The sequence below is a fragment of the Stappia sp. TSB10GB4 genome, from assembly GCF_900185745.1.
In the GTDB taxonomy this organism is placed as follows: Bacteria; Pseudomonadota; Alphaproteobacteria; order Rhizobiales; family Stappiaceae; genus Stappia.
On sequence record NZ_FYAV01000047.1, the window covers coordinates 176,665 to 198,373 of the forward strand.

Genomic DNA, 21,709 nt, shown 5'->3' on the forward strand with positions numbered 1-21,709 from the left:
ATCTCTCCCCCTTACGCCACACGCTCGATGCGGCACAGCGTGGCCTTGGTTTCCTGCATCTGGGTGACGCTGTCGTAGCCATAGGTTTGTGCAGTGTTGGTTGCCTCGCCCAGCACGTAGGGGTCGGACCCGACCGGATACTTGCTCCGGAGATCTTCGCCCTGGTAGTGGCCGCCGAAGTGAAACGGCATGAAAGCGACGCCGACGCCGACGCGCTCGGTCACCATCGCCATCACCTTGACCTTGCCGCCTTCCGGGCCGTGCACCCACACCATTTCCCTGTCACGAATGCCCAGATCGTTGGCATCGCGCGGATTGATCTCGACGAACATGTCCTGCTGCAACTCGGCCAGCCACGGGTTCGAGCGGGTCTCGTCGCCGCCGCCCTCGTATTCCACCAGACGTCCCGACGTCAGGATGATTGGGAAGTCCTTGGAATAGTCGTTCTCCTGGATCGACTTGTAGCGCGTTGGTACGCGCCAGAAGGTCTTGTCCTCGTAGGTCGCGTACTTGTCGAGCAGGTCGCGGCGATTGGTGTAGAGCGGTTCGCGGTGCAGCGGCACCGGATCCGGGAAGGTCCACACCACGGTGCGGGCCTTTGCATTGCCATAGGGGGCACAGCCGTGCTTGATCGCCACGCGCTGGATGCCGCCGGACAGGTCGGTCTTCCAGTTGGCATTCTCGCCGCCGGCGGCCTCGATTTCGGCCCGCTCCTCGTCGGTCAGGTCGACATCCCAGCCAAGCTTCTGCAGCATGGCCATGGTGAACTCGGGATAGCCGTCCTCGATCTCCGAGCCGACCGGCCAGGACCCTTCCGCGAGCAGGTTGTCGCCGTTCCTCTCGACGCCGAAGCGGGCACGGAAGCCCATGCCGCCCTCCGCCACCGGAATGGACGTGTCATAAAGGACGGCCGAGCCCGGATGCTTCATCTCCGGCGTACCCCAGCACGGCCATGGCAAGCCGTAGTAATCGCCGTCGGCCGGGCCGCCATTGGCGCGCAGCGTCGTGCGGTCGAACGTATGCTGGTTGGCCATGTGCAGCTTCAACCGCTCCGGCGACTGGCCGGTATAACCGATGGTCCACATGCCGCGATTGAACTCGCGCGTCAGGTCCTCGATGAGCGGTTCCTCGCCGTTCACTTCGATGTTCTTGAACATTCCTTCCGCGAAGCCGAACTTTTTCGCCAGCAGATAGGTGATGACGTGGTCGGGCTTGGACTCGAACAGCGGTTCCATCACCTTCTCGCGCCACTGCAGCGAGCGGTTCGACGCCGTCACAGACCCGTAGGTTTCAAACTGGGTCGTTGCCGGCAGCAGATAGACGCCGTCCTTGCGATCGCTCAGCACCGCCGACATGGTCGGGAACGGGTCGATGATCACCAGCAGGTCGAGCTTCTCCATTGCCCGCTTCATCTCGGGCAGGCGGGTCTGCGAATTCGGCGCATGCCCCCAGAACACCATCGCCCGCGTGTTGTCGGGCTGGACCAGATTGTCCTTGTCCTCCAACACGCCGTCGATCCAGCGCGACACCGTGATGCCGGACTCGAACATCATCGGGCGATCCTTGCCGTCGGCGCCCTTCATGGTGGCGAAACGGCCCGCCAGATAGTCGTAGTCGACATCCCACACCCGCGCCCAGTGACGCCAGGCCCCCTCGGCAAGACCATAGTATCCGGGAAGGGAGTCGGCGACGACGCCGAAGTCCGTCGCGCCCTGGACGTTGTCATGGCCACGGAAGATGTTGGCGCCGCCACCCGACATGCCGATATTGCCGAGCGCCAATTGCAAGGCACAATAGGCACGCGTGTTGTTGTTGCCGTTGGTATGCTGGGTTCCGCCCATGCACCAGACCAGCGTACCGGGGCGGTTGTTGGCAAGCGTACGGGCAACGCGGCGCAACTGCGAACCGGGAACGCCCGTGACGCGCTCCGTTTCCTCGGGTGTCCACTTGGCCACTTCGGCGCGAATCTGATCCATGCCCCAGACGCGCTGGCGGATGTACTCCTTGTCCTCCCAGCCATTCTGGAAGATGTGCCAGAGAATCCCCCAGACGAGGGCCACGTCCGTGCCCGGACGGAAGCGGACATATTCGCTCGCGTGAGCCGCCGTGCGGGTAAACCGCGGATCACAGACGATCAGCGGCGCAGCGTTCTCCTCCTTGGCCTTGAGGATGTGCAGCAGGGAAACGGGATGCGCCTCGGCGGGATTGCTGCCGATCAGGAGCATCGCCTTGGACTTGTGCATGTCGTTGTAGGAGTTTGTCATCGCGCCGTAGCCCCAGGTGTTGGCAACACCTGCGACTGTGGTCGAGTGACAGATCCGCGCCTGGTGATCGACGTTGTTCGTGCCCCAGAACGCGGCGAACTTGCGCACCAGATAGGCCTGCTCGTTGTTGTGCTTGGCCGAGCCGAGCCAGTAGACGCTGTCGGGTCCGCTTTCGTCGCGGATCTTCAGCATCTGGTCGCCGATCTCGTCGATCGCCTGTTCCCAGGAGATCCGCTCCCACTTTCCGTTGACCAGCTTGGTGGGGTACTTGAGCCGCCGCTCGCCATGGGCGTGTTCGCGCACGGCCGCGCCCTTGGCGCAGTGCGAGCCGAGATTGAACGGGCTGTCGAAGCCCGGTTCCTGACCGGTCCAAACGCCGTCCTGAACCTCCGCCAACACCGTGCAGCCGACCGAGCAATGGGTGCAGATGGACTTCTTGATATCGACCCGTGCCCTGGTCGGCCCGGCCGCCTCCGCCTTGCGCACCATGGTGCCGGTCAGGGCTCCGGCGGCGGCCAGCCCGCCCGCGGCGAGGCCCGATCGACGCAGGAACATGCGGCGGTCCATCGCACTCGCACCGATTGCCTCGATGGCGGAAGCCAGGCTGGACCGACGTGCCGTCCCGCTCGTCTTCTTCCTCAGCATCACGTTTCTCCCTCGGTTGCGCAGCCTCGCGCCAAGGCGATGTCTGCTGCGCCTGGGCCCTGACGCGGGTGGCGCGGGTCCTTGTTTGCACCTGCGGCGACTGCGGCTTCAGTCTGCCTCACGGCTCTTTCGAGCTCAGAACCGCGCCGTGTCGTAGAAGGTCTTCACATGCTCGGTTTCCCGATAGCCGCTGCCAGCGGTCTTGGCCGCCTCTTCGGCCCCGGCCTCGCCCGCCACGAGCGTGGCCGTTCCGGCCACCGCGCCAAGTCCGGCCAGTTTCAGAAAACTCCGGCGATCCGCCTCGATCGCTGTATCCTTGCGTCTCATGGCACCCTCTTGGTCCAGTCTTGCCCAGTCTCGCCTCGTTTAGTTTAGTCTCGTCCAGTCATCTGTCTTGAGCGGCGCTCTGTGGCCGCCGCCGGTTCGCCCGGCGATTCCCGGGCACGATCCTCAGCCCGCCTTGCGGCGCTCTCCAAACAGCCTGTCGGCCTCGATCTCCAGGGCGATGAACGCCTGCCCCAGCCGCCCGAGCGCCGGGTAGAGGTCTCCGATGGCGATCGTCGCCAGATCCTTGAAGAAATACGGCGCCCAGGTCGCCAGATGCGTGCGGAAGAAGCTGCTTTCCGCATCCTGATCGACGCCGAAGCTGCCATCAATGAGCCCGGCCATCACGGCGCACAGCGCGGCGATGTGGTCTTCCGGCTCGTGCACATCGGGATCGCGCTCGATCCCGAGGCGGCGCATGTCCTGCCGCAGCAATGCCAGCGGCTTCTCATTTAGAAAACCGGTCAGGTAATAGGATGCATAGGGGACGAGTTCGCCTCGCCCGACGCCGATGAAGAGATCGTGGTAATCGCGCCTTAGCGCCAACGGGTCAGCTTGAGACGCCGAGCGGGAGAGATCCGCCAGGCAGGCCCCGATGTCGCCCTCCAGCCGCGGCAGGCCGGCCACCGCGTTCAACCAGCCGTGATCGACAGGACCCTCGAGGCCGCTCGCCAATATGCCGTAGAGAATAGCCCGCTCCCGATCCTCGGCAACGATGCTCATCCTTCCGTCGACGTTGCTGCTGTCCGTCGCTACGGTACTCGCCTCGACGGCAGTCCCGGCACCCGGTCTGCTGGTCATCCAATGGCTCTCCCTCTATTGCAGAGTGTCATTTTGACCGGGCAGGTGCAAACGCTTTCGATTTTGCAACGCACATGTCTTTCTCATGTATTTCATGAGGTTGACGGAATTTTTCGGGACAAAAAGACGTAAAATGACACAAAATACACCGCCGTCGACGGCCATGCGGTTGTGCTCTGCACAAACGGCTTCCGGAGATTTGGCGTCCGACCTGAAAAGAGCGTCGGCGAGTCCGGTTCCGGAAAAGGCGAATCCGCCGCGAGCACGCAAAAGGCCTCGCGGATCGACCGCGAGGCCCTCGCAAGACCACATCACAGGCGAAGCCGGCCCGGGTTCAGTCCGACCTGCGCATCTTCAGCAGGCTCTGAATCATGTCAGAAGCCGCAGGAAAACCAGATCAGCAGATGATCTGTCGGATCCCTGAACCCGCCGCTTGAGCGCGGGCCCGTCCGCGAAACGGGCCACATCTGTCAAACCCGCTTCACTGGCTCTCGATGACGATGCGCGGTGCGGCGCGCTGCCCGTCCTCGCGATTGCGCTCGATCTCGGCCCAGACCTTCGCCGCGATCTCGCGATAGATCGCGGCATGGGCCCCCTCCGGATCGGTCACCGTCACCGGCGTTCCCGCGTCGGAGTTGATGCGGATGGCCATGTCGAGCGGCACCTCGCCGAGGAACGGAACGCCCAGCTTCTCGGCCTCGGCGCGCGCGCCGCCATGGCCGAAGATGTCATGTCGTCCGCCGCAGTCGGGGCACAGGAAATAGCTCATGTTCTCGACGATGCCGAGCAGCGGCACGTCGACCCGGCGGAACATGTTGAGCCCCTTGCGCGCGTCGATCAGCGCCAGATCCTGCGGCGTCGACACGATCACCGCGCCGGCCAGCGGCACGTTCTGCGCCATGGTCAGTTGCGCATCGCCCGTGCCGGGGGGCATGTCGACCACCAGCACGTCGAGTTCGCCCCAGGCCACCTCGCGCAACATCTGGGTGATGGCCGAGATCACCATCGGCCCACGCCAGATCATCGGGGTCTCCTCGTCCACCAGGAAGCCCATCGACATCACCTTGATGCCGTAGCCTTCCAGCGGCTTGAGGATGCGGCCCGACACCGGTTCCGGCCGGCCGGAAACACGAAAGAGCCGCGGGATCGACGGGCCGTAGATGTCCGCGTCGAGCACGCCGACCTTGAGCCCGTTCGCCTGCAACGCCAGGGCCAGGTTGCAGGTCGTCGTCGATTTGCCGACGCCGCCCTTGCCGGAGGCCACCGCGATGATCGCCTTCACGCCCGGCACACCCGGCTTTGCCCCCTGCTCAGGCGCTGCAGGCGCCGCACGGCGCTGCATCGGCGGCGGCACGTTGCCGGCGTCGCGGGCGGCCGGCGCGGGTCTCACGGCTGGTGCGCTCCCCCCCGCGCCGGGCCGCCGTTCGGACGTGAGCGCGGCCAGCACCTTTTCCACGCCCGCCAGCTTGCCGACCACCTTTTCGGCGGCCTGGCGCATGGGCTCCAGTTCCTCGGCGCGCTCCGCCGGGACGGTGATCGAGAAGATCACCCGCCCCTCGGAGATGAAAATATCCGAGACAAGGCCAAGCGACACGATGTCCCCCTCGAGATCCGGCCCCTTGACCTTGGAGAGCTCGGCAAGGACCTCTTCGCGCGTTGGCATTGCATCCCTCTTTTTCTTCCAGAACATCATGACTTCCGTGCCCGTTCACATGGGCGGAACGTAAGGCTGCGCCCGCAAAGGTCAATTGCTTTCCCGCCGCAGCCGCCCGGCGTGCCCGCCCAACCGGCTGTTCCCTTGCGAAATCGCCGTTTTCCGCAAGATTTCAAGGTCACGTCAGCGGCTTCTTAACCATTGATGGAGACCTTGCGCGGCAAACTGCTGACATGGCTGGGGTGCCTTGACGTGCAAGGATCGAGAACATGGTACTGAGTGCGATCTGTTATAGGGCCCCTCTTCGCGGCAGCCTGCTCGACGGACTGTCCGGCGCGGACATCGACCGTCTGCTTGACCGTTTCCGCCATCTCAACCGCCTCAATGGCGTCACCGGGGCGATCCTGCTCCATGGCGATCAGGTCGTCGTTTGGCTCGAAGGCGAAGCCTCGGGCCTGACCGACAGCCGGTCCAGCATTGTCGACGATCTGCGTCTTGGCGGAACCGGTCCGCTGTGCAGCGGTCCGCTGGCTACCCGCCTGTTCCCGCATTGCTGGCTCTGTCTCGCCGACAGCCGGGTCGAGGTTCCCGCAGGAGTTGCCGAACTGCTGGAGCAGCCGGCCCCCGTCTCGCTCGACCAGGCCCGCAAGGCCATGCTTTGCGTCGCCGAGCGGCTGGACGGGTGCCGCTACACCCGCGCTGCGATGCTGGTTTGACGGGACCTTCCCCCGCAAACCGCTTGCTTGCCGGCAAGTTAATGATCACACGCAACAATTCGGAATTCCGCTTACCGAACGCGAAGGGGTTGTTACTAGACTGTCTGGCATGAACGACGCATCGAGGCAGTCCATGACCATTACCCGGCTGAGCTACCGGAGCAGGATCAACTTCAGCGAGATGACACTGTCGCTCGACGAAGAAGTCGACCGCCTGCTCGCGGTCGCCCGCCGCAACAATGCCCGCGACGGGCTCACAGGCGCACTGCTGCTGGCCGGCAACACGTTCTTCCAGATCCTGGAGGGCGACGGCGACGCGGTGGAGAGTACCTATGCACGGATCGTCGACGACGCGCGCCACGGCGGTTGCCTGGTGCTCGACAGGCGCAGAGATACTTCGCGCCTGCTGCCCGACCTGCCGCTGTTCTTCGCAGATGCTCTCGATTCGCATGAGGGCGTTCTGTCGAGCCTCTACATTCCGATCTGCCAGGCGCCGGACCTTGCGAGCTACGACGATCTCGTCTCGGCGATCATCTTCAGCGCGGCCCGGCAAGTGCGCCAAGACAGACAGCCGCGCGCGCTGTCCGCCTGATCGCATCGGCGCCCTTGCCAGCCTTGCCTCTCCTTCCCTAACCTGTGCGGCAACGCAGCCGCGCCGCAGCAGCGCCCCGCCCGGGCGGCGTTCGGCAGGCGTGGCAGGGAGGATGCCTTGCAAGACCCCCGGAAAGACCCCGAGTCAGATCGCTCAAAAGCCCCCCTTTCGGCGAGGCTCCCCGACTTTGTCGTCCGCCCCGATCCGCAGGACGCGCGCCTGTCCTCGCCCGTCACGGGCGTGGACCAGAACGGCCGCGAGGTCGAGATTCGCGTCGTTAGCGAGCGCGCGTTGACGCTCTATCTCAACGCGCAGGAGATCGTCACGATGATGACGATCGGCGACCAGCCGGATCTGCTGGCGGTCGGCTATCTGCTCAACCAGAACATGCTGCGGCCGGACGACCGCATCACCGGCATCGATCATGACGAGGATCTCGACGTCGTGGTCGTGCGCACCGAGCGCGCGACCGACTACGAGGAGAAGATGAAGAAGAAGGTGCGCACCTCCGGCTGCGCGCAAGGCACCGTCTTCGGCGATGTGATGGAGCGTTTCGACGAGATCTCGCTCGATCCGGCCGCCCGCCTTCGCACCTCCTGGCTCCACGCCCTCACCCGCAAGATCAACACCCAGCCGTCGCTCTACCTGGAGGCCGGGGCAATCCATGGCTGCGTGCTGTGCCAGGAAGACCGGGCAGTCGCCTATATGGAAGACGTCGGCCGACACAACGCCGTCGACAAGATCGCCGGCTGGATGTGGCTGAACGACATTCCGTCACAGGACAAGATCTTCTACACGACCGGCCGGCTGACCTCTGAGATGGTCATCAAGACCGCAATGATGGGCATCCCCATTCTCGTCTCCCGCTCCGGCTTCACCGCCTGGGGCGTCGAGCTTGCCCGACGGGTCGGGCTGACGCTGGTCGGCCGGGCGCGCGGCCAGCGCTTCGTCGTGCTGTCGGGGCCTGAGCGGGTCGAGTACGACGCTCTGCCGGAGACCGGTGACCGCGAGGACCCGCGCCATGCCCGCAAGGGCTCGCGCCGCGAGGACGACGCCGCATGAGCACTGCAGGTCTCGCTGGATGCGTTCTCGCCGGCGGCCTTGCCCGCCGCATGGGTGGCGGCGACAAGCCGCTGCTGCCGCTTGCCGGCGAGACGATGCTCGCCCGCGTCATCGCGCGGCTTCGGCCGCAGGTCGGCCCTCTCGTGCTCAACGCCAATGGTGAGGCCGGGCGCTTCGCCGGCTTCGGCCTTCCGGTCGTCCCGGATCCGGTCGAAGGGTTCGCCGGGCCGCTGGCGGGAGTTCTCGCCGGCCTTCGCTGGGCGCAGGCGCATGCGCCAGAGGCCGAGGGGATCGTCTCCGTTGCAGGCGACACGCCGTTCTTTCCCGAGGACCTTGCCGCCCGGCTCCTCGCCGCGCGCGGGGTGGAGCCGGGCCGCATCGTGCTCGCCCGGTCCGACGGCCACATGCATCCTGTTTTCGGCTACTGGCCGGTCTGCGTCGCCGATTCGCTCGAAACCTTCCTGCGCGAGGGAACCACGCGAAAAGTGCTCGCCTTCGTCGACATCCATCCCAATGCCAGCGCCGACTTCACGCCGCCGCCAGGCGCGCCCGATCCCTTCTTCAACGTCAACACGCCCGAGGACCTCAAGGCAGCGGAAGACCTTGTGAAGGCAGGCGCATGAGAGACATGCACAAGCCCCCCGTCTTCGGCATCGCCGGATGGAAGAACAGCGGCAAGACGACGATGACCGAAAGGCTGGTTGCCACGATCACGGCGCGGGGCTTTCGCGTCGCCACCGTCAAGCACGCGCATCATGCCGTCGACATCGACCAGGAGGGCACCGACAGCCATCGCCATCGCGCGGCCGGTGCCGTTGAGACCGCGCTGGTGTCGGGGCGTCGCTGGGCCCTGATGCACGAGTTGCGCGGCGAGGCCGAGCCGTCTCTGGACCAGATCCTTGCGCGCTTGTCGCCCTGCGATCTTGTGCTGGTCGAGGGCTACAAGCGCGCGGCCCTGCCGAAGCTGGAACTGCGCCGCGCTGCCGCTACGCGCGGCGAGCCGTTGTCGCCTGGCGATCCGCATGTGGTCGCCATCGCCTCGGACGGCGCCGTGGCGGAGACGGCCCTGCCGGTCTACCATCTGGACGATATCGACGGCATCGCCGGCTTCATCCTGAGCATATGCGGTCTTTCCGGGACGCGACATGGCTTCGATCAGACCACTGCTTGACGACTGCTTCCTGCACGACCGCGACCGGCTGCGCCACGGCGAGGCGCTGGCGATCCTGCGCGAGCGGATCGCGCCCGTCGCCGAGTGCGAGAACATTGCGCTCGGCGACGCCCATGCCCGCATCCTGGCACAATCCGTCTCGGCCCCTCAGAACGTGCCGCTTTTCGACAATTCCGCCGTCGACGGCTATGCCTTCCGTCATGCGGACCATGCAGCCGCCACCGATGGACTTCTGCCTCTCTCCGCCCGCATCGCGGCCGGCCACGCACCGGACGCGCCGCTTGCCCCCGGCAGCGTGGCACGCATCTTCACTGGCGCAGTGATGCCGGACGGCGCCGATACGGTCGCCATGCAGGAGGATTGCGAGGCAACGGAACGCGGCGGCCGAACCTTCGTTCGCATTCCCCCCGGCCTCAAGCCGGGCGCCAACCGGCGCAGGGCCGGCGAAGACCTCGCCGCTGGCGATGTCCTGGTGCGATCCGGCGCCCGACTGCGGCCGCAAGACATCGCCGCGATCGCCTCCACCGGCACCGATCGCGTCGAGGTGTTCCGCCGGCTTCGCGTGGCACTGGTCTCCAGCGGCGACGAGTTGCGCCGTCCCGGCGAGCCGCTCCCCATCGGCGGTGTCTACGACAGCAACCATTTTCTCCTCTCCGGACTGGTTGCCGCGAGCGGTGTCGAGATCACCGACCTCGGCATCCTGCCGGACCGCGCCGATGCCGTGCGCGACGCCCTGACGGCGGCCGCCACCGATCACGACGTCATCGTCACCACCGGCGGCGCGTCCCGCGGCGAAGAGGACCATCTGGTCAGCGCCATCGACGCTCTCGGCAGCCGGCACATGTGGCAACTCGCCATCAAGCCGGGGCGGCCGATGAATTTCGGCCGCATCGGCACCTGCGTCACCCTCGGCCTGCCGGGCAATCCCGTCGCCGCGATGGTCTGCGGGCTTCTCTACGTCCTGCCCGTCCTGTCGGCGCTTGGCGGCGGCACCTTCTTCGAGCCGGTGCGCTACCAGATCCCGGCTGCGTTCAGCGTGCCGAAGAAGAAACCCGACCGCCGCGAGTTCTATCGCGGCAGTCTCGACCGCGATGCGAGCGGGCGCACGGTTGTGCGCAAGTTCGCCCGCGACGGCTCCGGCCTCATCACCTCCCTGCGTGAGGCCGACGGCCTGATCGAGATCCCCGAGGAGGTCACAGCGGTGACCGAAGGGCAGCCTGTCGATTTCATCAGTTTCGGCGACTATGGCCTCGCTGCACGGTGAAGCCCCCGACAGTCCTTGCCCATTCCCTTACGACACCCTTCCAATACTGGTGACGGTTGCGGGACAATGTTCCTATTCCGCATGACCGATGGGGACAACGCAGCGTAAAGCGGTTGAACTCCGGACAATTTTGGTGGGAGTATGAAATCTGATCCCGCGCCGACAACAAGGACGCGGGCAAAAACAGTACCGCAGGGGATACATGATGCGTTTCATGAAGATCGCGGCTGCCGCCGCTCTCGCGATTGTTACCGTCGGCGCCGCCGAGGCCAAGGACTGGAGCAAGGTGCTGATCGGCACCGAAGGCGCCTATCCTCCCTTCAACAATCTGACCTCCGACGGCCAGCTCGTCGGCTTCGACATCGACATCGCCAAGGCGCTCTGCGCCGAGATGAAGGTGGAATGCGAGTTCGTCGTTCAGGACTGGGACGGGATGATTCCGGCCCTGCAGGCCGGCAAGTTCGACGCTGTGATCGCCTCCATGTCGATCACCGAGGAGCGCCTGCAGAGCGTCGACTTCACCAACAAGTACTACAACACGCCGCCGGCGATCGCCGTCCCGAAGGACAGCGACATCTCGGAAGCCACCAAGGAAGCGCTTGCCGGCAAGCTGCTCGGAGCGCAGTCGTCCACCACCCACTCCAACTATGCCGAGGCCAAGCTCGGCGATGCGCAACTGAAGCTCTATCCGACCCCGGACGAGTACAAGCTGGACATCGCCTCGGGCCGCATCGACGCGGTGATCGACGACGTAGTGGTCCTGTCCGAGTGGCTCGGCACCGACGACGGCGCCTGCTGCAAGCTGCTCGGTACCCTGACTCCGGATCCGGTCATCAATGGCGAAGGCGCCGGTATCGCCATTCGCAAGAACGAGCCGGAGCTGAAGGAACTTTTCAACAAGGCCATCGAGGCGATCCGCGCCAATGGCACCTATGAAGAGATCCAGTCGAAGTATTTCGACTTCGACGTCTATGGCGGCTGACGACCGTTGACATACGCGGGGCGGCAGTCTGCTGCCGCCCCGCCAAGACCAGCGGTTCCGGCGCATGACCGACATCCTCACTCTGATATCGTTCGGCCCGGACGGCTGGGGCGATGAGATCGCGCGTGGCGTGCTCGTCACCGTCGCTCTGGCCCTGTCATCGTTGCCGTTCGGCCTCGTTCTCGGTTTCCTGATCGCGCTTGCCAAGAATTCCGGTGAGCCTTCGCTACGATCCGCCGCCAATATCTACACCACGATCTTCCGTGGCCTGCCCGAACTGCTGACGCTGTTCCTCGTCTATTACGGCGTGCAGATGCTGCTGAACGAGGTCGCGCGGCTCTTCGTTCCCGGCGCCACGGTCAACGTCAACTCCTTCGTCGCCGGAATGGTGGCGTTGTCGCTGGTCTTCTCCTCCTATGCCTCGGAGGCCTTCCTCTCCGCCTTTCGCGGCATCAAGCAGGGGCAATACGAGGGAGGCTATGCACTTGGCCTCAGCCGTCCCCAGACGATGCGCCTCGTCATCCTGCCCCAATTGATCCGCCTCGCCCTGCCCGCGCTCGGCAATCTCTGGCTGATCCTCCTGAAGGAAACCGCGCTCGTCTCGGCCATCGGCCTTGATGACCTGCTGCGATGGGCCGGCATTGCCGCGCGGGTGACCAAGGAGCCGTTCCTGTTCTTCGGCGGGGCCTGCCTCATCTATCTCATGCTGGCGATGATCTCCTCCATCGGCCTGTCGCGGATCGAGACCTGGACCCGCCGTGGGGAGGCATCGCGATGAGCTGGATCAGCCGCGAGACCATCCCGGCCCGCCCGGCCCCGCCGGTTCCTTCACGAGGCTGGAGCGGTACCCGCGTCGCCGGCCACCTGCTCATGGCGCTATGGATCGTCGCCGGCGCCAGCCTGCTCTACTACCTTGCCGAAAACGTGATGTCGGACTTTGTCCGCAACTACTGGGAGAAATACCTCGACGGCATCGTGGTGACCCTGCAACTGGTCGGCCTGTCGATGGTGGCGGGTGCCGCACTGTCGCTGCCCGTGGCGCTGGCCCGCGCCTCGCGGAACCCGGTCCTCTCGGGCATCGCCTATGCCTATGTCTACTTCTTCCGGGGCACGCCGCTGCTCGCGCAGACCTTCCTGATCTATTATGGCGCCGGCAGCTTCCGCCCCTTCCTCAGCGATATCGGCCTGTGGTGGTTCTTCCGGGACGCCTGGTATTGCGCGGTCTTCGCCTTCACGCTCAACACCGCCGCCTACCAGGCGGAGATCCTGCGCGGGGCGGTGAGGAACGTCGACAAGGGGCAATGGGAGGCGGCGGCCGCGCTGGGGCTGCGTAAAGGCGTCACCTTCTGGAAGGTGATCCTGCCGCAGGCGCTGATCGTGGCGCTGCGCCCCTACGGCAACGAACTGATCCTGATGATCAAGGGATCCGCCATCGTCTCTCTGGTGACGATCTTCGACCTGATGGGCGAGACACGCCGCGCCTATTCCCGGACCTTCGACTTCCAGGCCTATATCTGGGCCGCCGTGCTCTACCTGATCGTGGTGGAGACCTTGCGGCGGATCTGGGACGAGATCGAACTGCGCCTGACCCGCCATCTGCGGCGCAGTTGAGCCCTTCTCATCGGCTGGTGCAACCTGCCCCATTGCGGGAAAGGCGTTGCGCGTTTACCCCTGCCGGACACCTTTCCCACCGGAGTCTTTCCATGGCCGACACGTCCGACCGCCGCCTTTCTCCCGCCTCGCTCCTCGCCCATGGCGGCGGCGGCGTCGATCCGGCGACCGGCGCGGTGGTCCCGCCGATCCACACCGCGACGACCTTCGCCCGCGACGCGGACTACCGGCTGACCAGTGCCGCGCACCTTTATTCGCGGGACGACAGCGACCTGCCGCGCCAGATCGAAAGCCTGATGGCGCGCCTGGAGAACGGCGCGGACAGCCGCGTCTTCGCCTCCGGCATGGCGGCGGTCGCCGCAGTGCTGCGCAGCGTCCGGCCGGGCGGCACCATCGTCGCGCAGGCCGGCATCTACTGGGGCACCACATCCTGGCTGCGCAAGCACTGCGCCCATGCCGGCATCGCCCTGATCGAGGCGGACGCGAGCGACACCGCCCGGTTCTGCGAAACGCTGCGCGAAACCGGCCCGAATCTCGTCCTGCTCGAAGTGCCGTCGAACCCCTGGCTGACGGTCGCCGACATTGCCCCGATCGCCGAGACGGCGCATGGCCTGAAGGCGGTTCTCGTCGTCGATGCCACCGCCGCAACGCCCCTGCTCATGCGACCGCTCGATCTTGGCGCCGACCTCGTCCTGCATTCGGCGACCAAGGCGCTGAACGGCCATTCCGACGTGCTGGCCGGCATCGTCACCTGCCGCGACGCCGACAGCGACGTCTGGCGCTTCATCCGCGAGGAGCGGCACGATTCCGGTGCGGTGCTCGGCCCCTTCGAGGCCTATCTGCTGCTGCGGGGCTTGCGCACCCTGTCCCTGCGCATGGAGCGGATGTGCGCCAATGCACAGGCCGTCGCCGAGATGCTCGCCGCGCATCCCGCCATCGAAGCGGTGTTCTATCCCGGGCTTGCGGGCCATGCGAGCCATGAGGCCGCGCGCCGGCAGATGACCAAGGGCGGCTATCTGATGTCCTGCCTCGTCAAGGGCGGCGCCGCGGAAGCTCTGGCCGTCGCCGGGCGGCTGACACTGATCAAGCGGGCGACGTCGCTCGGCGGCGTCGAGAGCCTTGTCGAGCATCGCCACACGATCGAAGGGGACGCCACCGGCATCCCGGTCAACCTGCTGCGCCTGTCCATCGGTATCGAGGATGCGGAGGACCTGATCGCGGATCTTTCCTCCGCCCTTGCGCCGCTTGCCCGTTAATCCGACGCGTCCCCCTGCCGATCGCGGTGGCTCCGCAGCCAGGCGATGAAGGCCTTGAGCGGCGGCCGCTGCACCCCGGGCCGCGTGACCAGATGATAGCCGTTGCCGCGCTCCTGGTCCTCGAACAGGACCCGCAACTGGCCCGAGCGGATCTCCGGCTCGATAAAGGCGCGCGCGGCCGCGGTCACCCCGTCGCCGCGCCGCAGGCTCTCCAGCATCATGTAGCCCGGCAGATGCAGGTTGATGCCCTTTGCCGGGGCGATGCCCTGCCGCTGCCACCAGTTGGCGCTCTCGTTGGTGCCGAGTTCCTGCAGCCAGGGATAGTCCCGCAGCCGCGTCAGGTCCGAGAAATCCGTGTCGCCGACGAGCGAGCGTGCCGCCACCACCACGAAACCGGTCAGCAGCAGCGGCTCCGATACGAGCCCCCGCCACCGACCATTGCCGAAACGGATGGCGAGATCGACACCGCCCGGTTCCAGGTCCACGACCTGAGCGGTTGGGTTCAACATCAACTCGATGTCCGGATGCCGATGGCGGAATTCCGAGATGCGTGGCATCAGCCAGCTCACCGCGAAGGCCGGCGTCATGGTCACCTGCAGCGGGCGGGTGCGGTCCGCGTCGGTCAGTTCCGCGACCGCGCGGTGCATCCGCGAGAAGGCGTCCTCGATATGCCCGGCGAGAGCGCGTCCTTCCTGTGTCAGGACGATTCCCCGCCCCTGCCGGACCACCAGTTCGGCGCCGAGAAATGCCTCCAGCGCCCGCACCTGCTGGCTGATCGCCGCATGGCTGACATTCAGCGTCCGTCCCGCCCCGGCCAGCGTGCCGGCCTCGGCGACAGCGGCGAAGGCGCGCAGGCCGGCAAGCGAAGGCATTCGGCTCCAATCCATCTGTAAGCCTCACTTACATTCAGACGTTTTTCCTGAGTCGCATGAACGGGAGAAAACCGCAATTCTTTCCGCGATCAACACTCTTGCCGCGGAGCGGAACATGATTGACCTGCTTGCACGAACCTACCTGATCGCCCTGCGCGCCGAGGACCGGATCTCGCCTCCCGTTGACGCGCCGCGCCGGATCCGCCGACCCGCGCCCCGCCGCGCCCTTGCGCCGATCCTGTCGCACGACGGCGAGTGACGGGCGGCCGCAGCGCCTGCGCCCCTCCCCCTGACTCTGGCCTCGCGATGCGCTAAACAGGGTCCGACAGCATTTGCACACCGCCTCGTCCGGGGCGGTTCAGCCAGCAAATTCAAGCGGAGGGGCGCAATGGCGAAGGTTGCATTCATCGGTCTCGGTGTCATGGGCTATCCGATGGCCGGATATCTCAGGTCGCGCGGCGGCCATGAGGTCACCGTCTACAACCGCACCGCGGCCAAGGCCGAGAAATGGGCGGCGCAGCATGGCGGCACCCACGCCGCGACCCCTGCTGCGGCGGCGGAGGGGTGCGATTTCATCTTCTCCTGCGTCGGCAACGACGACGACCTGCGTTCGATCACGACCGGCCCTGACGGCGCTTTCCACGGCATGAAGAAGGGCGCGATCTTCGTCGACAACACCACCGCCTCGGCGGAGGTCGCCCGCGAACTCTACGAGGCGGCCAAGGCAAAGGGCTGCAGCTTCCTCGACGCGCCGGTGTCCGGCGGCCAGGCGGGCGCGGAAAACGGCGCGCTGACCGTGATGGTCGGCGGCGATGCCGACACCTACGAGACCGCCCGTCCCGTCATCGAGTGTTTCGCCAAGATGGTCGGGCACATGGGCCCGGCCGGAGCCGGTCAGCTCACCAAGATGGTCAACCAGATCTGCATCGCCGGCCTGGTGCAGGGTCTGTCGGAGGCAATCCACTTCGCCAAGACGGCGGATCTCGACGTCGCCAAGGTGATCGAGGTCATCTCCAAGGGCGCGGCCCAGTCCTGGCAGATGGAAAACCGCTGGCAGACCATGCGTGACGGCACGTTCGAGTTCGGCTTCGCCGTCGACTGGATGCGCAAGGACCTCGGCATCTGCCTGAAGACGGCCAACGAAACGGGCGCCCGCCTGCCGGTCACCGCGCTGGTCGATCAGTTCTATGCGGAAGTCCAGGCGATGGGTGGCAACCGCTGGGACACGTCCAGCCTGATCGCCCGCCTCGAAAACGCCGGCAAGGGCAAGTAGCCTTTACGCCCTCTCCGCTCCGTTGGCCGCCAGGCTGCCGGAGCGGGCGGGGTGCGCCACGTCCCCGCTCTCGTCACCTTGTCACTCTGACGGGAAGGCGGCGCGTAGCGAGAACGGGAGCGCCTGCGGCATGAGCGAGCGAAACAAGAGGCGTCAGTTCGCGGGCCCGGCACAGACGGATGGTCCCGATCCGCATACCCCTGGCATGACAGCCCCCGTCGATTGCGGCGTCGTCTTCATGCGCCGGCAAGCGCCGCTGCATCTGCGCGCCTTCTACACGGACATTGCCGCCTATGAGGAGACGGCCGGTCGCGCCGTTCGGCAGATCGAAACCGCCTCGCTCGCCGTGCCGCTGATTATCAGCTTCCGCGACCCGTTCCGCATCGGCCTCGGCCGAGCACCTGGCTCGGATGACGAGCGACCGAGCTTTATCGCCGGTCTTGATACGGCTCGCGTCTTCATCGCCTCCAACGGTCGGTCCGCATGCCTTCAGATCAACCTGACGCCGGTCGGGGCGCAGCGCCTGCTGGGCGTTCCGGCTGCCGAGTTTGCGGGGCGCATGGTGCCCCTGTCCGACCTTGCCCATCGCGAGGTCGGCGAACTCCTCCGCAGACTGGAGGATCTTGACGACTGGTGCGCCCGGCTCGACTGCGCACAGGCCTTCCTTGCCGCCCGCCTTGGGGGAGCCGCCGGAGAGGCGACGGTTCCGCTGGTGGAGGCCGCCTACGGCCTGCTCGCCGCGGGTGCGGTACACCGCGTCGCCGACCTCGCCGCCAGGATCGGCTGGAGCCGCAAGCATCTGTCGCAGCGCTTCTCCCGTGAAATCGGCCTTTCGCCGAAGACCGTTGCCCGCATCGCCCGCTTCAATCGCGTCCAGGCGCTCGCGCGTGCGACGCAACGGCCCGACTGGGCCGATATCGCCTTCTCCGGCGGCTATGCCGATCAGGCCCACATGATCCGCGAGTTCGAGGACTTCGCGGGGCTTACACCGCGCGCCTGGTGGCGGAGCCTTGACGAGTTCGGCGCCGCAACCTGGGAGGACCTGCCGGTCAGGTGACATTTGTTCAATCGCCGGCGGGGCAGAGCCGCTATCGCTGTCCCGCTCTGCAACGAGGACAAAGGTGATCCATGACAACGCGCCCTGCCCCCTGCATCTTCCCTGCCCTTCGCTTCGGCAACGCCCGCCAGATGGTCGAGTGGCTGCAAGAGGCTTTCGGCTTTACCGTCCACGCCTGTCACGAGGCACCGGACGGCACGATCGCCCATGCCGAACTCGCGCTCGGCAGTTCCATCCTGATGCTGGGGCAGGCCCGCGACGACGATTTCGCGCAGATCGTCGGCCAGCCGGACGGACCGGCCGGAAAGACCCTCTACATCGCGGTCGAGGACATCGATGCGGCCTTCGCCCGCGCCGAAGCTGCAGGCGCCGTCATTGTCGAGCCCATCGTCACCCGCGATTACGGCAGCCGCGAGTTCATCTGCCGCGACCCGGAGGACAATGTCTGGTGCTTCGGCACCTATTGGCCGAAGGTCGGCGAGAGCAGCTAAGACAGGGTCAGACGAGACAGGACCAATTGGGGAGCCATGCTTGGCGCCCGCGCCAGACGGCTCACTCGCCGCTTGCTTCCTCGACGATGCCGGCGAGCAGCGCGTTCACCTCGGCGATGGCCGCCCGCGATGCCTCGCTGCCCGCTTCAGGAAGCGGGCGATAACCGACGGAGACCTTTCCGGGCGCATCCGGCGTCTCATAGAGGAACACCGAATAAGGGCAGAAGGCGACGTTTTCCGGCGCCGCCTCCATCGCCGCGCGCGACAGGCGGGCGGAGCAGAACAGCATCGCTTCGGCACTCACGAAGACCTCCGTCTGCGATCCCACGTCGGCGCCGGTGCGAGCGAGCATCTCGCCGACATTGGAGACATGGTCGATGACAAGGCCCCGATTGATGATCGCGTTCTCCAGGTCGAAGCGGACATCTTCGTATGCTCGCTCGACCTGACGGATCTGCGGCCCGTCGGCCGCCATCGCCGGGGCAGAGATGGCGCACGCCATCAGGCCGGCAGCCAGCCGCCATCGCCATGCCGGCCCCTGTCCTTGCGATTGCGGTCCCATGCGTCGCCTCCCGTGCTGGCGCACCTATTGCTCGTCCCGCTCGGCGCGCGGCTTCTCCGTCTGGACATAGCTGAGCGGAAGCTGGCTCGTCGACTTGATCTGCTCCATCGCGAAAGAGGTGGAGACATCGGAAATGTCGATCTTGGCGATCAACCGCTTGTAGAAGGCATCGTAGGCCTCAATGTCGGGCACCGCCACCCGCAACAGGTAATCGACCTGTCCGGCCATCCGGTAGAACTCGACCACTTCGGGAAACTCGGAGATGACGTCGGCGAACTTGCGCAGCCAGTCGTCATTGTGCCGCGAGGTGGTGATCGCCACGAAGGCCGTGACCTTCACGTTGATCTTCTTCGGATCGAGGATCGCCACCCGGCGCTGGATGACCCCGTCCTCCTCCAGTTTCTGGATGCGACGCCAGCACGGCGTCGTGGAAAGCCCTACGCGGCGACCGATTTCGGCGACCGGGATGGTGCAATCCTCCTGGAGGATCGAAAGGATGCGTCTGTCGATACGGTCGATCATGGCGGCCTGGCTCGTCGACTTGAGGGTTATTTGGATTAATTTTCCAACATCTCACATCAGATAAACTGAAATTTCTTCAAATCGCCTGATTATGAGAAATATTGGATTTTTCTTCCAATTTTCATTCCCACGTCGCTTGCCGCGTTTTCTCGCCAGTGTCAACTCCCACCTCGACGACGCGCCGCCTGCCGTCGCCAGGCCGGCAGGTGCGGGAGCCCTTTCAGCCCTCGAGAAACCGTGTCACCTCCGCCCTCAGCACCGGCAGGCACGCCTCTTCGAACCACGGATTGCGCTTCAACCAGGCATTGTTGCGCCACGACGGATGCGGCAGGGCCAGCGCCGCCACGCCCTCGGCCCGCGTTGCCTCCAGAATCTCCCGCCACGCGGCGACCGTCTCGCGCACCGAGCCGCGACGGTGAGGGCCGAGATGGTAGGCCTGCGCATAGCTGCCGATCACCAGCTTGAGCCGCAGTTGCGGCATCGCGGCAAACACCCGGTCGTGCCAGATCCGCCGGCATTCGCGGCGCGGCGGCAAATCGCCGCCCTTGTCGTCGAGGCCGGGAAAACAAAAGCCCATCGGCACGATGGCGATCTGCCGGGCGTCGTAGAAAATGTCCTCGCCAATGCCCATCCATTCGCGCAGCCGGTCCCCGCTCGGGTCGGTGAACGGGCGACCACTGGCATGCACGCGCGTGCCCGGCGCCTGGCCGCAGATGGCGATGCGTGCGGTCGACGACATCACGCAGACGGGCCTCGGCTCGTGCGGCAGCGGCCGTCCCACCGGCGCGCTGACGCAGGCCTGGCAGGCGCCGATTTCGCGCCCCAGCCCGTCGAGCCATGGTTCGCTTCCCGCCGTCATCCGCTCTCCTTGCCCGCCCCGGCAGTTTCGACGTTGTCCATGTAGGGCCGTGACGTTTGGTTAACCACATCCTTGAGGCGGATATTAAGGGTTGGTCACCACACTGGCCCTGTTTCGATCCAACCGGACAAGCTTCCGGCAACCAGGTCACAGAAGCACATGGCCGCGCAGGACACCACCAGCAGCGAGGCGAAAACGGCCCTCAACAGCGAGCGCGCCCGGCGACGGCGCGACGTGGCGAAGACCGTGCGCAGCGTTCGCGAGCGGCTGTCCAGCGCCGATGGCACCGCCCCCAACTTCGAATACGAGCTGCTGCTCACCTTCGCCAAGAACCGGCTCAGCGCCGCCCTGGCGCTGCCGCTGTTCGCGTTGATCGTCGGCGGCATCTCACTGCTGTGGATGCGGGTCGACCTCGTGGTCGGGTGGCTGGTTTTCACCGTCATCGCCCATGTCCTGCTGCTGATGGCCTGCCGCCGTTTCGAGCGCGAGGCGCCGGCGGAGGCGGACCTGCCGCGCTGGCGCCGCCAGATGATCATCGGCGACATGCTCTACGGCCTGTCCTGGGCGGGGTTCTTCCTGTTGCAGTCGACGGCGCCGGGCCATGACGGCTCGGAGATCTTCCAGTTTGCGACGATGCTGATCGTCATCGCCATGCTGACCATGCTGTCGGCGAGTCTGCCGCGCGCCCTGCTTGCCGGCACGCTGCCGATCACGCTGGCGATCGTCGTCTCCTTTCTCAACCAGCAGACGGCGATCCACTACGCAATGATGGCGATGGCCATCGGCGCGCAAGGGTTCTTCCTGATGCTCGGCAACCAGCTCCACGTCTCCACCGCGACGATGCTGGCCTTCCGGGCCGAGAAGGACCACCTCATCTCCGAGTTGGAACAGGCCAACGCCATTTCCGACGAAGCGCGGCGGCGCGCCGAGGAAGCCAATCTCGCCAAGTCGCGGTTCCTTGCCACGATGAGCCACGAGCTGCGCACGCCGCTCAACGCCATTCTCGGCTTTTCCGAGGTCATGAAGAACCAGCTTCTCGGCCCGATGGAGAACGAGACCTATCGCGAGTATGCGTCCGACATCCACAATTCCGGCCAGCACCTTCTGAACCTGATCAACGAAATCCTCGATCTCTCGCGCATCGAGGCAGGTCGCTACGAACTCAGCGAGGAGGCCGTGCCATTGGCCGAACTCCTCGACGACTGCAAGCACATGATGGCGATCCGCGCGCGCAAGAAGAACATCACCATCACGGAAGCCTATGAGGTCGACCTGCCGAAGCTGTGGATCGACGAGCGGGCCGTGCGCCAGGTCATCCTCAACCTGATGTCAAACGCGGTGAAGTTCACGCCCTCGGGCGGCGAGGTGCATATCAAGGCCGGCTGGACCGCCGGCGGGGGGCAATACATCTCGATCCGCGACAACGGCCCGGGCATTCCCGAGGAAGAGATCCCCGTCGTCATGCAGGCCTTCGGTCAGGGCGCCATCGCCATCAAGAGCGCCGAGGAAGGCACCGGCCTCGGCCTGTCCATCGTCCAGGCGCTGGTGCAGATGCATGGCGGCAAGTTCGAGCTGCGCTCGAAGCTGCGCGAGGGCACGGAGGTGATCGTCACCTTCCCCGCCTCACGCGTGCTCGAAGCCATGCCGGCGCTGGAAGAGGCGGCCGGCAGCGGCACCGACCCGCGCCGCAGCGCCGCCCGCCGCATGATGGTGCGCAAGGCTTCCTGAGGC

The 21,709-nt window shown here is 65.9% G+C and carries 23 protein-coding genes; 15 read left to right on the forward strand and 8 right to left on the reverse strand.

What is annotated here, in order from left to right; translation table 11 throughout:
* Positions 1 to 11: 11 nt before the first annotated feature.
* From TSB10GB4_RS11245 to TSB10GB4_RS11260, 4 genes are all read right to left on the reverse strand, one after another.
* Positions 12 to 2,909 (reverse strand): formate dehydrogenase subunit alpha, encoded by a 2,898-nt coding sequence (locus TSB10GB4_RS11245; RefSeq protein ID WP_186395816.1) that lies wholly within the window; start codon positions 2,907 to 2,909, stop codon positions 12 to 14.
* Positions 2,910 to 3,044: 135 nt separating this feature from the next.
* On the reverse strand, positions 3,045 to 3,236 hold the full coding sequence (locus tag TSB10GB4_RS11250; RefSeq protein WP_186395817.1) for a twin-arginine translocation signal domain-containing protein: 192 nt from the start codon (positions 3,234 to 3,236) through the stop codon (positions 3,045 to 3,047).
* A 123-nt stretch (positions 3,237 to 3,359) separates the two neighbouring features.
* The gene (locus TSB10GB4_RS11255; protein WP_208984695.1) at positions 3,360 to 4,034 is read right to left on the reverse strand and encodes a molecular chaperone; all 675 of its coding nucleotides are present in this window, start codon (positions 4,032 to 4,034) and stop codon (positions 3,360 to 3,362) included.
* A gap of 481 nt (positions 4,035 to 4,515) precedes the next feature.
* Positions 4,516 to 5,697 carry an Mrp/NBP35 family ATP-binding protein gene (locus TSB10GB4_RS11260; RefSeq protein ID WP_186389619.1) on the reverse strand — a complete coding sequence of 394 codons (1,182 nt, stop codon included), beginning with the start codon at positions 5,695 to 5,697 and terminating at the stop codon, positions 4,516 to 4,518.
* 260 nt (positions 5,698 to 5,957) lie between these two features.
* On the opposite strand from TSB10GB4_RS11260, the gene TSB10GB4_RS11265 reads away from it, so the two are divergent.
* The 10 genes from TSB10GB4_RS11265 to TSB10GB4_RS11310 all read left to right on the forward strand — a co-directional run bounded on the left by TSB10GB4_RS11265 (position 5,958) and on the right by TSB10GB4_RS11310 (position 14,342).
* Positions 5,958 to 6,404, forward strand: a complete 447-nt coding sequence (locus TSB10GB4_RS11265; protein ID WP_186395818.1) for a BLUF domain-containing protein — start codon at positions 5,958 to 5,960, stop codon at positions 6,402 to 6,404.
* A gap of 133 nt (positions 6,405 to 6,537) precedes the next feature.
* Positions 6,538 to 6,996 (forward strand): BLUF domain-containing protein, encoded by a 459-nt coding sequence (locus TSB10GB4_RS11270; protein ID WP_186395819.1) that lies wholly within the window; start codon positions 6,538 to 6,540, stop codon positions 6,994 to 6,996.
* Between the two features lie 240 nt (positions 6,997 to 7,236).
* Complete coding sequence (fdhD, locus tag TSB10GB4_RS11275; protein WP_244570890.1) at positions 7,237 to 8,058, forward strand: formate dehydrogenase accessory sulfurtransferase FdhD; 822 nt, start codon at positions 7,237 to 7,239, stop codon at positions 8,056 to 8,058.
* Entirely contained in the window at positions 8,055 to 8,681 is a 627-nt protein-coding gene (mobA, locus tag TSB10GB4_RS11280) for a molybdenum cofactor guanylyltransferase MobA (protein ID WP_186395821.1), read from the forward strand. The genes fdhD and mobA overlap by 4 nt, the downstream gene beginning before the upstream one ends.
* 5 nt (positions 8,682 to 8,686) lie before the next feature.
* The gene (gene mobB, locus TSB10GB4_RS11285) at positions 8,687 to 9,229 is read left to right on the forward strand and encodes a molybdopterin-guanine dinucleotide biosynthesis protein B (protein ID WP_186395873.1); all 543 of its coding nucleotides are present in this window, start codon (positions 8,687 to 8,689) and stop codon (positions 9,227 to 9,229) included.
* On the forward strand, positions 9,204 to 10,493 hold the full coding sequence (gene glp, locus TSB10GB4_RS11290; RefSeq protein ID WP_186395822.1) for a gephyrin-like molybdotransferase Glp: 1,290 nt from the start codon (positions 9,204 to 9,206) through the stop codon (positions 10,491 to 10,493). Before mobB ends, glp begins: the two co-directional genes overlap by 26 nt.
* A gap of 205 nt (positions 10,494 to 10,698) precedes the next feature.
* On the forward strand, positions 10,699 to 11,475 hold the full coding sequence (locus tag TSB10GB4_RS11295) for an ABC transporter substrate-binding protein (protein ID WP_186389626.1): 777 nt from the start codon (positions 10,699 to 10,701) through the stop codon (positions 11,473 to 11,475).
* A 64-nt stretch (positions 11,476 to 11,539) separates the two neighbouring features.
* A complete protein-coding gene (locus tag TSB10GB4_RS11300) occupies positions 11,540 to 12,253 on the forward strand; it encodes an ABC transporter permease (protein WP_186395823.1) in 714 nt (237 codons plus the stop codon).
* Positions 12,250 to 13,086, forward strand: a complete 837-nt coding sequence (locus TSB10GB4_RS11305; protein ID WP_186395824.1) for an ABC transporter permease — start codon at positions 12,250 to 12,252, stop codon at positions 13,084 to 13,086. The genes TSB10GB4_RS11300 and TSB10GB4_RS11305 overlap by 4 nt, the downstream gene beginning before the upstream one ends.
* Before the next feature lie 92 nt (positions 13,087 to 13,178).
* Positions 13,179 to 14,342, forward strand: coding sequence for a PLP-dependent aspartate aminotransferase family protein (locus tag TSB10GB4_RS11310; RefSeq protein ID WP_186395825.1), 1,164 nt, complete (start codon positions 13,179 to 13,181; stop codon positions 14,340 to 14,342).
* On the opposite strand, the gene TSB10GB4_RS11315 is transcribed toward TSB10GB4_RS11310, so the two are convergent.
* Positions 14,339 to 15,214, reverse strand: coding sequence for a LysR family transcriptional regulator (locus TSB10GB4_RS11315; protein WP_208984697.1), 876 nt, complete (start codon positions 15,212 to 15,214; stop codon positions 14,339 to 14,341). The genes TSB10GB4_RS11310 and TSB10GB4_RS11315 overlap by 4 nt on opposite strands.
* 115 nt (positions 15,215 to 15,329) lie before the next feature.
* Here TSB10GB4_RS11315 and TSB10GB4_RS11320 point away from each other — a divergent pair, with 115 nt between their 5' ends.
* The 4 genes from TSB10GB4_RS11320 (at position 15,330) to TSB10GB4_RS11335 (ending at position 18,035) form a co-directional block, all read left to right on the forward strand.
* Positions 15,330 to 15,473 (forward strand): hypothetical protein, encoded by a 144-nt coding sequence (locus TSB10GB4_RS11320; RefSeq protein ID WP_186395827.1) that lies wholly within the window; start codon positions 15,330 to 15,332, stop codon positions 15,471 to 15,473.
* A 129-nt stretch (positions 15,474 to 15,602) separates the two neighbouring features.
* Positions 15,603 to 16,487 (forward strand): NAD(P)-dependent oxidoreductase, encoded by an 885-nt coding sequence (locus tag TSB10GB4_RS11325; protein ID WP_186389631.1) that lies wholly within the window; start codon positions 15,603 to 15,605, stop codon positions 16,485 to 16,487.
* Positions 16,488 to 16,692: 205 nt separating this feature from the next.
* Positions 16,693 to 17,544: an AraC family transcriptional regulator gene (locus TSB10GB4_RS11330; RefSeq protein ID WP_186395828.1), complete on the forward strand. Its 852-nt coding sequence runs from the start codon at positions 16,693 to 16,695 to the stop codon at positions 17,542 to 17,544.
* Positions 17,545 to 17,615: 71 nt separating this feature from the next.
* Positions 17,616 to 18,035: a VOC family protein gene (locus TSB10GB4_RS11335; RefSeq protein WP_186395829.1), complete on the forward strand. Its 420-nt coding sequence runs from the start codon at positions 17,616 to 17,618 to the stop codon at positions 18,033 to 18,035.
* Positions 18,036 to 18,096: 61 nt separating this feature from the next.
* On the opposite strand, the gene TSB10GB4_RS11340 is transcribed toward TSB10GB4_RS11335, so the two are convergent.
* From TSB10GB4_RS11340 to TSB10GB4_RS11350, 3 genes are all read right to left on the reverse strand, one after another.
* Positions 18,097 to 18,597, reverse strand: coding sequence for a DUF302 domain-containing protein (locus TSB10GB4_RS11340; protein ID WP_186395830.1), 501 nt, complete (start codon positions 18,595 to 18,597; stop codon positions 18,097 to 18,099).
* Between the two features lie 24 nt (positions 18,598 to 18,621).
* On the reverse strand, positions 18,622 to 19,116 hold the full coding sequence (locus TSB10GB4_RS11345; RefSeq protein ID WP_186390083.1) for an Lrp/AsnC family transcriptional regulator: 495 nt from the start codon (positions 19,114 to 19,116) through the stop codon (positions 18,622 to 18,624).
* Between the two features lie 223 nt (positions 19,117 to 19,339).
* Positions 19,340 to 19,978: a uracil-DNA glycosylase family protein gene (locus TSB10GB4_RS11350; protein WP_186395831.1), complete on the reverse strand. Its 639-nt coding sequence runs from the start codon at positions 19,976 to 19,978 to the stop codon at positions 19,340 to 19,342.
* 159 nt (positions 19,979 to 20,137) lie between these two features.
* On the opposite strand from TSB10GB4_RS11350, the gene TSB10GB4_RS11355 reads away from it, so the two are divergent.
* Positions 20,138 to 21,706 (forward strand): HAMP domain-containing sensor histidine kinase, encoded by a 1,569-nt coding sequence (locus tag TSB10GB4_RS11355; RefSeq protein ID WP_186395832.1) that lies wholly within the window; start codon positions 20,138 to 20,140, stop codon positions 21,704 to 21,706.
* Positions 21,707 to 21,709 lie beyond the last annotated feature (3 nt).

Coding starts and splice junctions, on each gene's coding strand:
- TSB10GB4_RS11245 (WP_186395816.1), bottom strand. CDS start 2,909: ATGCTGAGGAAGAAGACGAGCGGGACGGCACGTCGGTCCAGCCTGGCT.
- TSB10GB4_RS11250 (WP_186395817.1), bottom strand. CDS start 3,236: ATGAGACGCAAGGATACAGCGATCGAGGCGGATCGCCGGAGTTTTCTG.
- TSB10GB4_RS11255 (WP_208984695.1), bottom strand. CDS start 4,034: ATGACCAGCAGACCGGGTGCCGGGACTGCCGTCGAGGCGAGTACCGTA.
- TSB10GB4_RS11260 (WP_186389619.1), bottom strand. CDS start 5,697: ATGCCAACGCGCGAAGAGGTCCTTGCCGAGCTCTCCAAGGTCAAGGGG.
- TSB10GB4_RS11265 (WP_186395818.1), top strand. CDS start 5,958: ATGGTACTGAGTGCGATCTGTTATAGGGCCCCTCTTCGCGGCAGCCTG.
- TSB10GB4_RS11270 (WP_186395819.1), top strand. CDS start 6,538: ATGACCATTACCCGGCTGAGCTACCGGAGCAGGATCAACTTCAGCGAG.
- mobA (WP_186395821.1), top strand. CDS start 8,055: ATGAGCACTGCAGGTCTCGCTGGATGCGTTCTCGCCGGCGGCCTTGCC.
- mobB (WP_186395873.1), top strand. CDS start 8,687: ATGCACAAGCCCCCCGTCTTCGGCATCGCCGGATGGAAGAACAGCGGC.
- glp (WP_186395822.1), top strand. CDS start 9,204: ATGGCTTCGATCAGACCACTGCTTGACGACTGCTTCCTGCACGACCGC.
- TSB10GB4_RS11295 (WP_186389626.1), top strand. CDS start 10,699: ATGCGTTTCATGAAGATCGCGGCTGCCGCCGCTCTCGCGATTGTTACC.
- TSB10GB4_RS11300 (WP_186395823.1), top strand. CDS start 11,540: ATGACCGACATCCTCACTCTGATATCGTTCGGCCCGGACGGCTGGGGC.
- TSB10GB4_RS11305 (WP_186395824.1), top strand. CDS start 12,250: ATGAGCTGGATCAGCCGCGAGACCATCCCGGCCCGCCCGGCCCCGCCG.
- TSB10GB4_RS11310 (WP_186395825.1), top strand. CDS start 13,179: ATGGCCGACACGTCCGACCGCCGCCTTTCTCCCGCCTCGCTCCTCGCC.
- TSB10GB4_RS11315 (WP_208984697.1), bottom strand. CDS start 15,214: ATGCCTTCGCTTGCCGGCCTGCGCGCCTTCGCCGCTGTCGCCGAGGCC.
- TSB10GB4_RS11320 (WP_186395827.1), top strand. CDS start 15,330: ATGATTGACCTGCTTGCACGAACCTACCTGATCGCCCTGCGCGCCGAG.
- TSB10GB4_RS11325 (WP_186389631.1), top strand. CDS start 15,603: ATGGCGAAGGTTGCATTCATCGGTCTCGGTGTCATGGGCTATCCGATG.
- TSB10GB4_RS11330 (WP_186395828.1), top strand. CDS start 16,693: ATGACAGCCCCCGTCGATTGCGGCGTCGTCTTCATGCGCCGGCAAGCG.
- TSB10GB4_RS11335 (WP_186395829.1), top strand. CDS start 17,616: ATGACAACGCGCCCTGCCCCCTGCATCTTCCCTGCCCTTCGCTTCGGC.
- TSB10GB4_RS11340 (WP_186395830.1), bottom strand. CDS start 18,597: ATGGGACCGCAATCGCAAGGACAGGGGCCGGCATGGCGATGGCGGCTG.
- TSB10GB4_RS11350 (WP_186395831.1), bottom strand. CDS start 19,978: ATGACGGCGGGAAGCGAACCATGGCTCGACGGGCTGGGGCGCGAAATC.
- TSB10GB4_RS11355 (WP_186395832.1), top strand. CDS start 20,138: ATGGCCGCGCAGGACACCACCAGCAGCGAGGCGAAAACGGCCCTCAAC.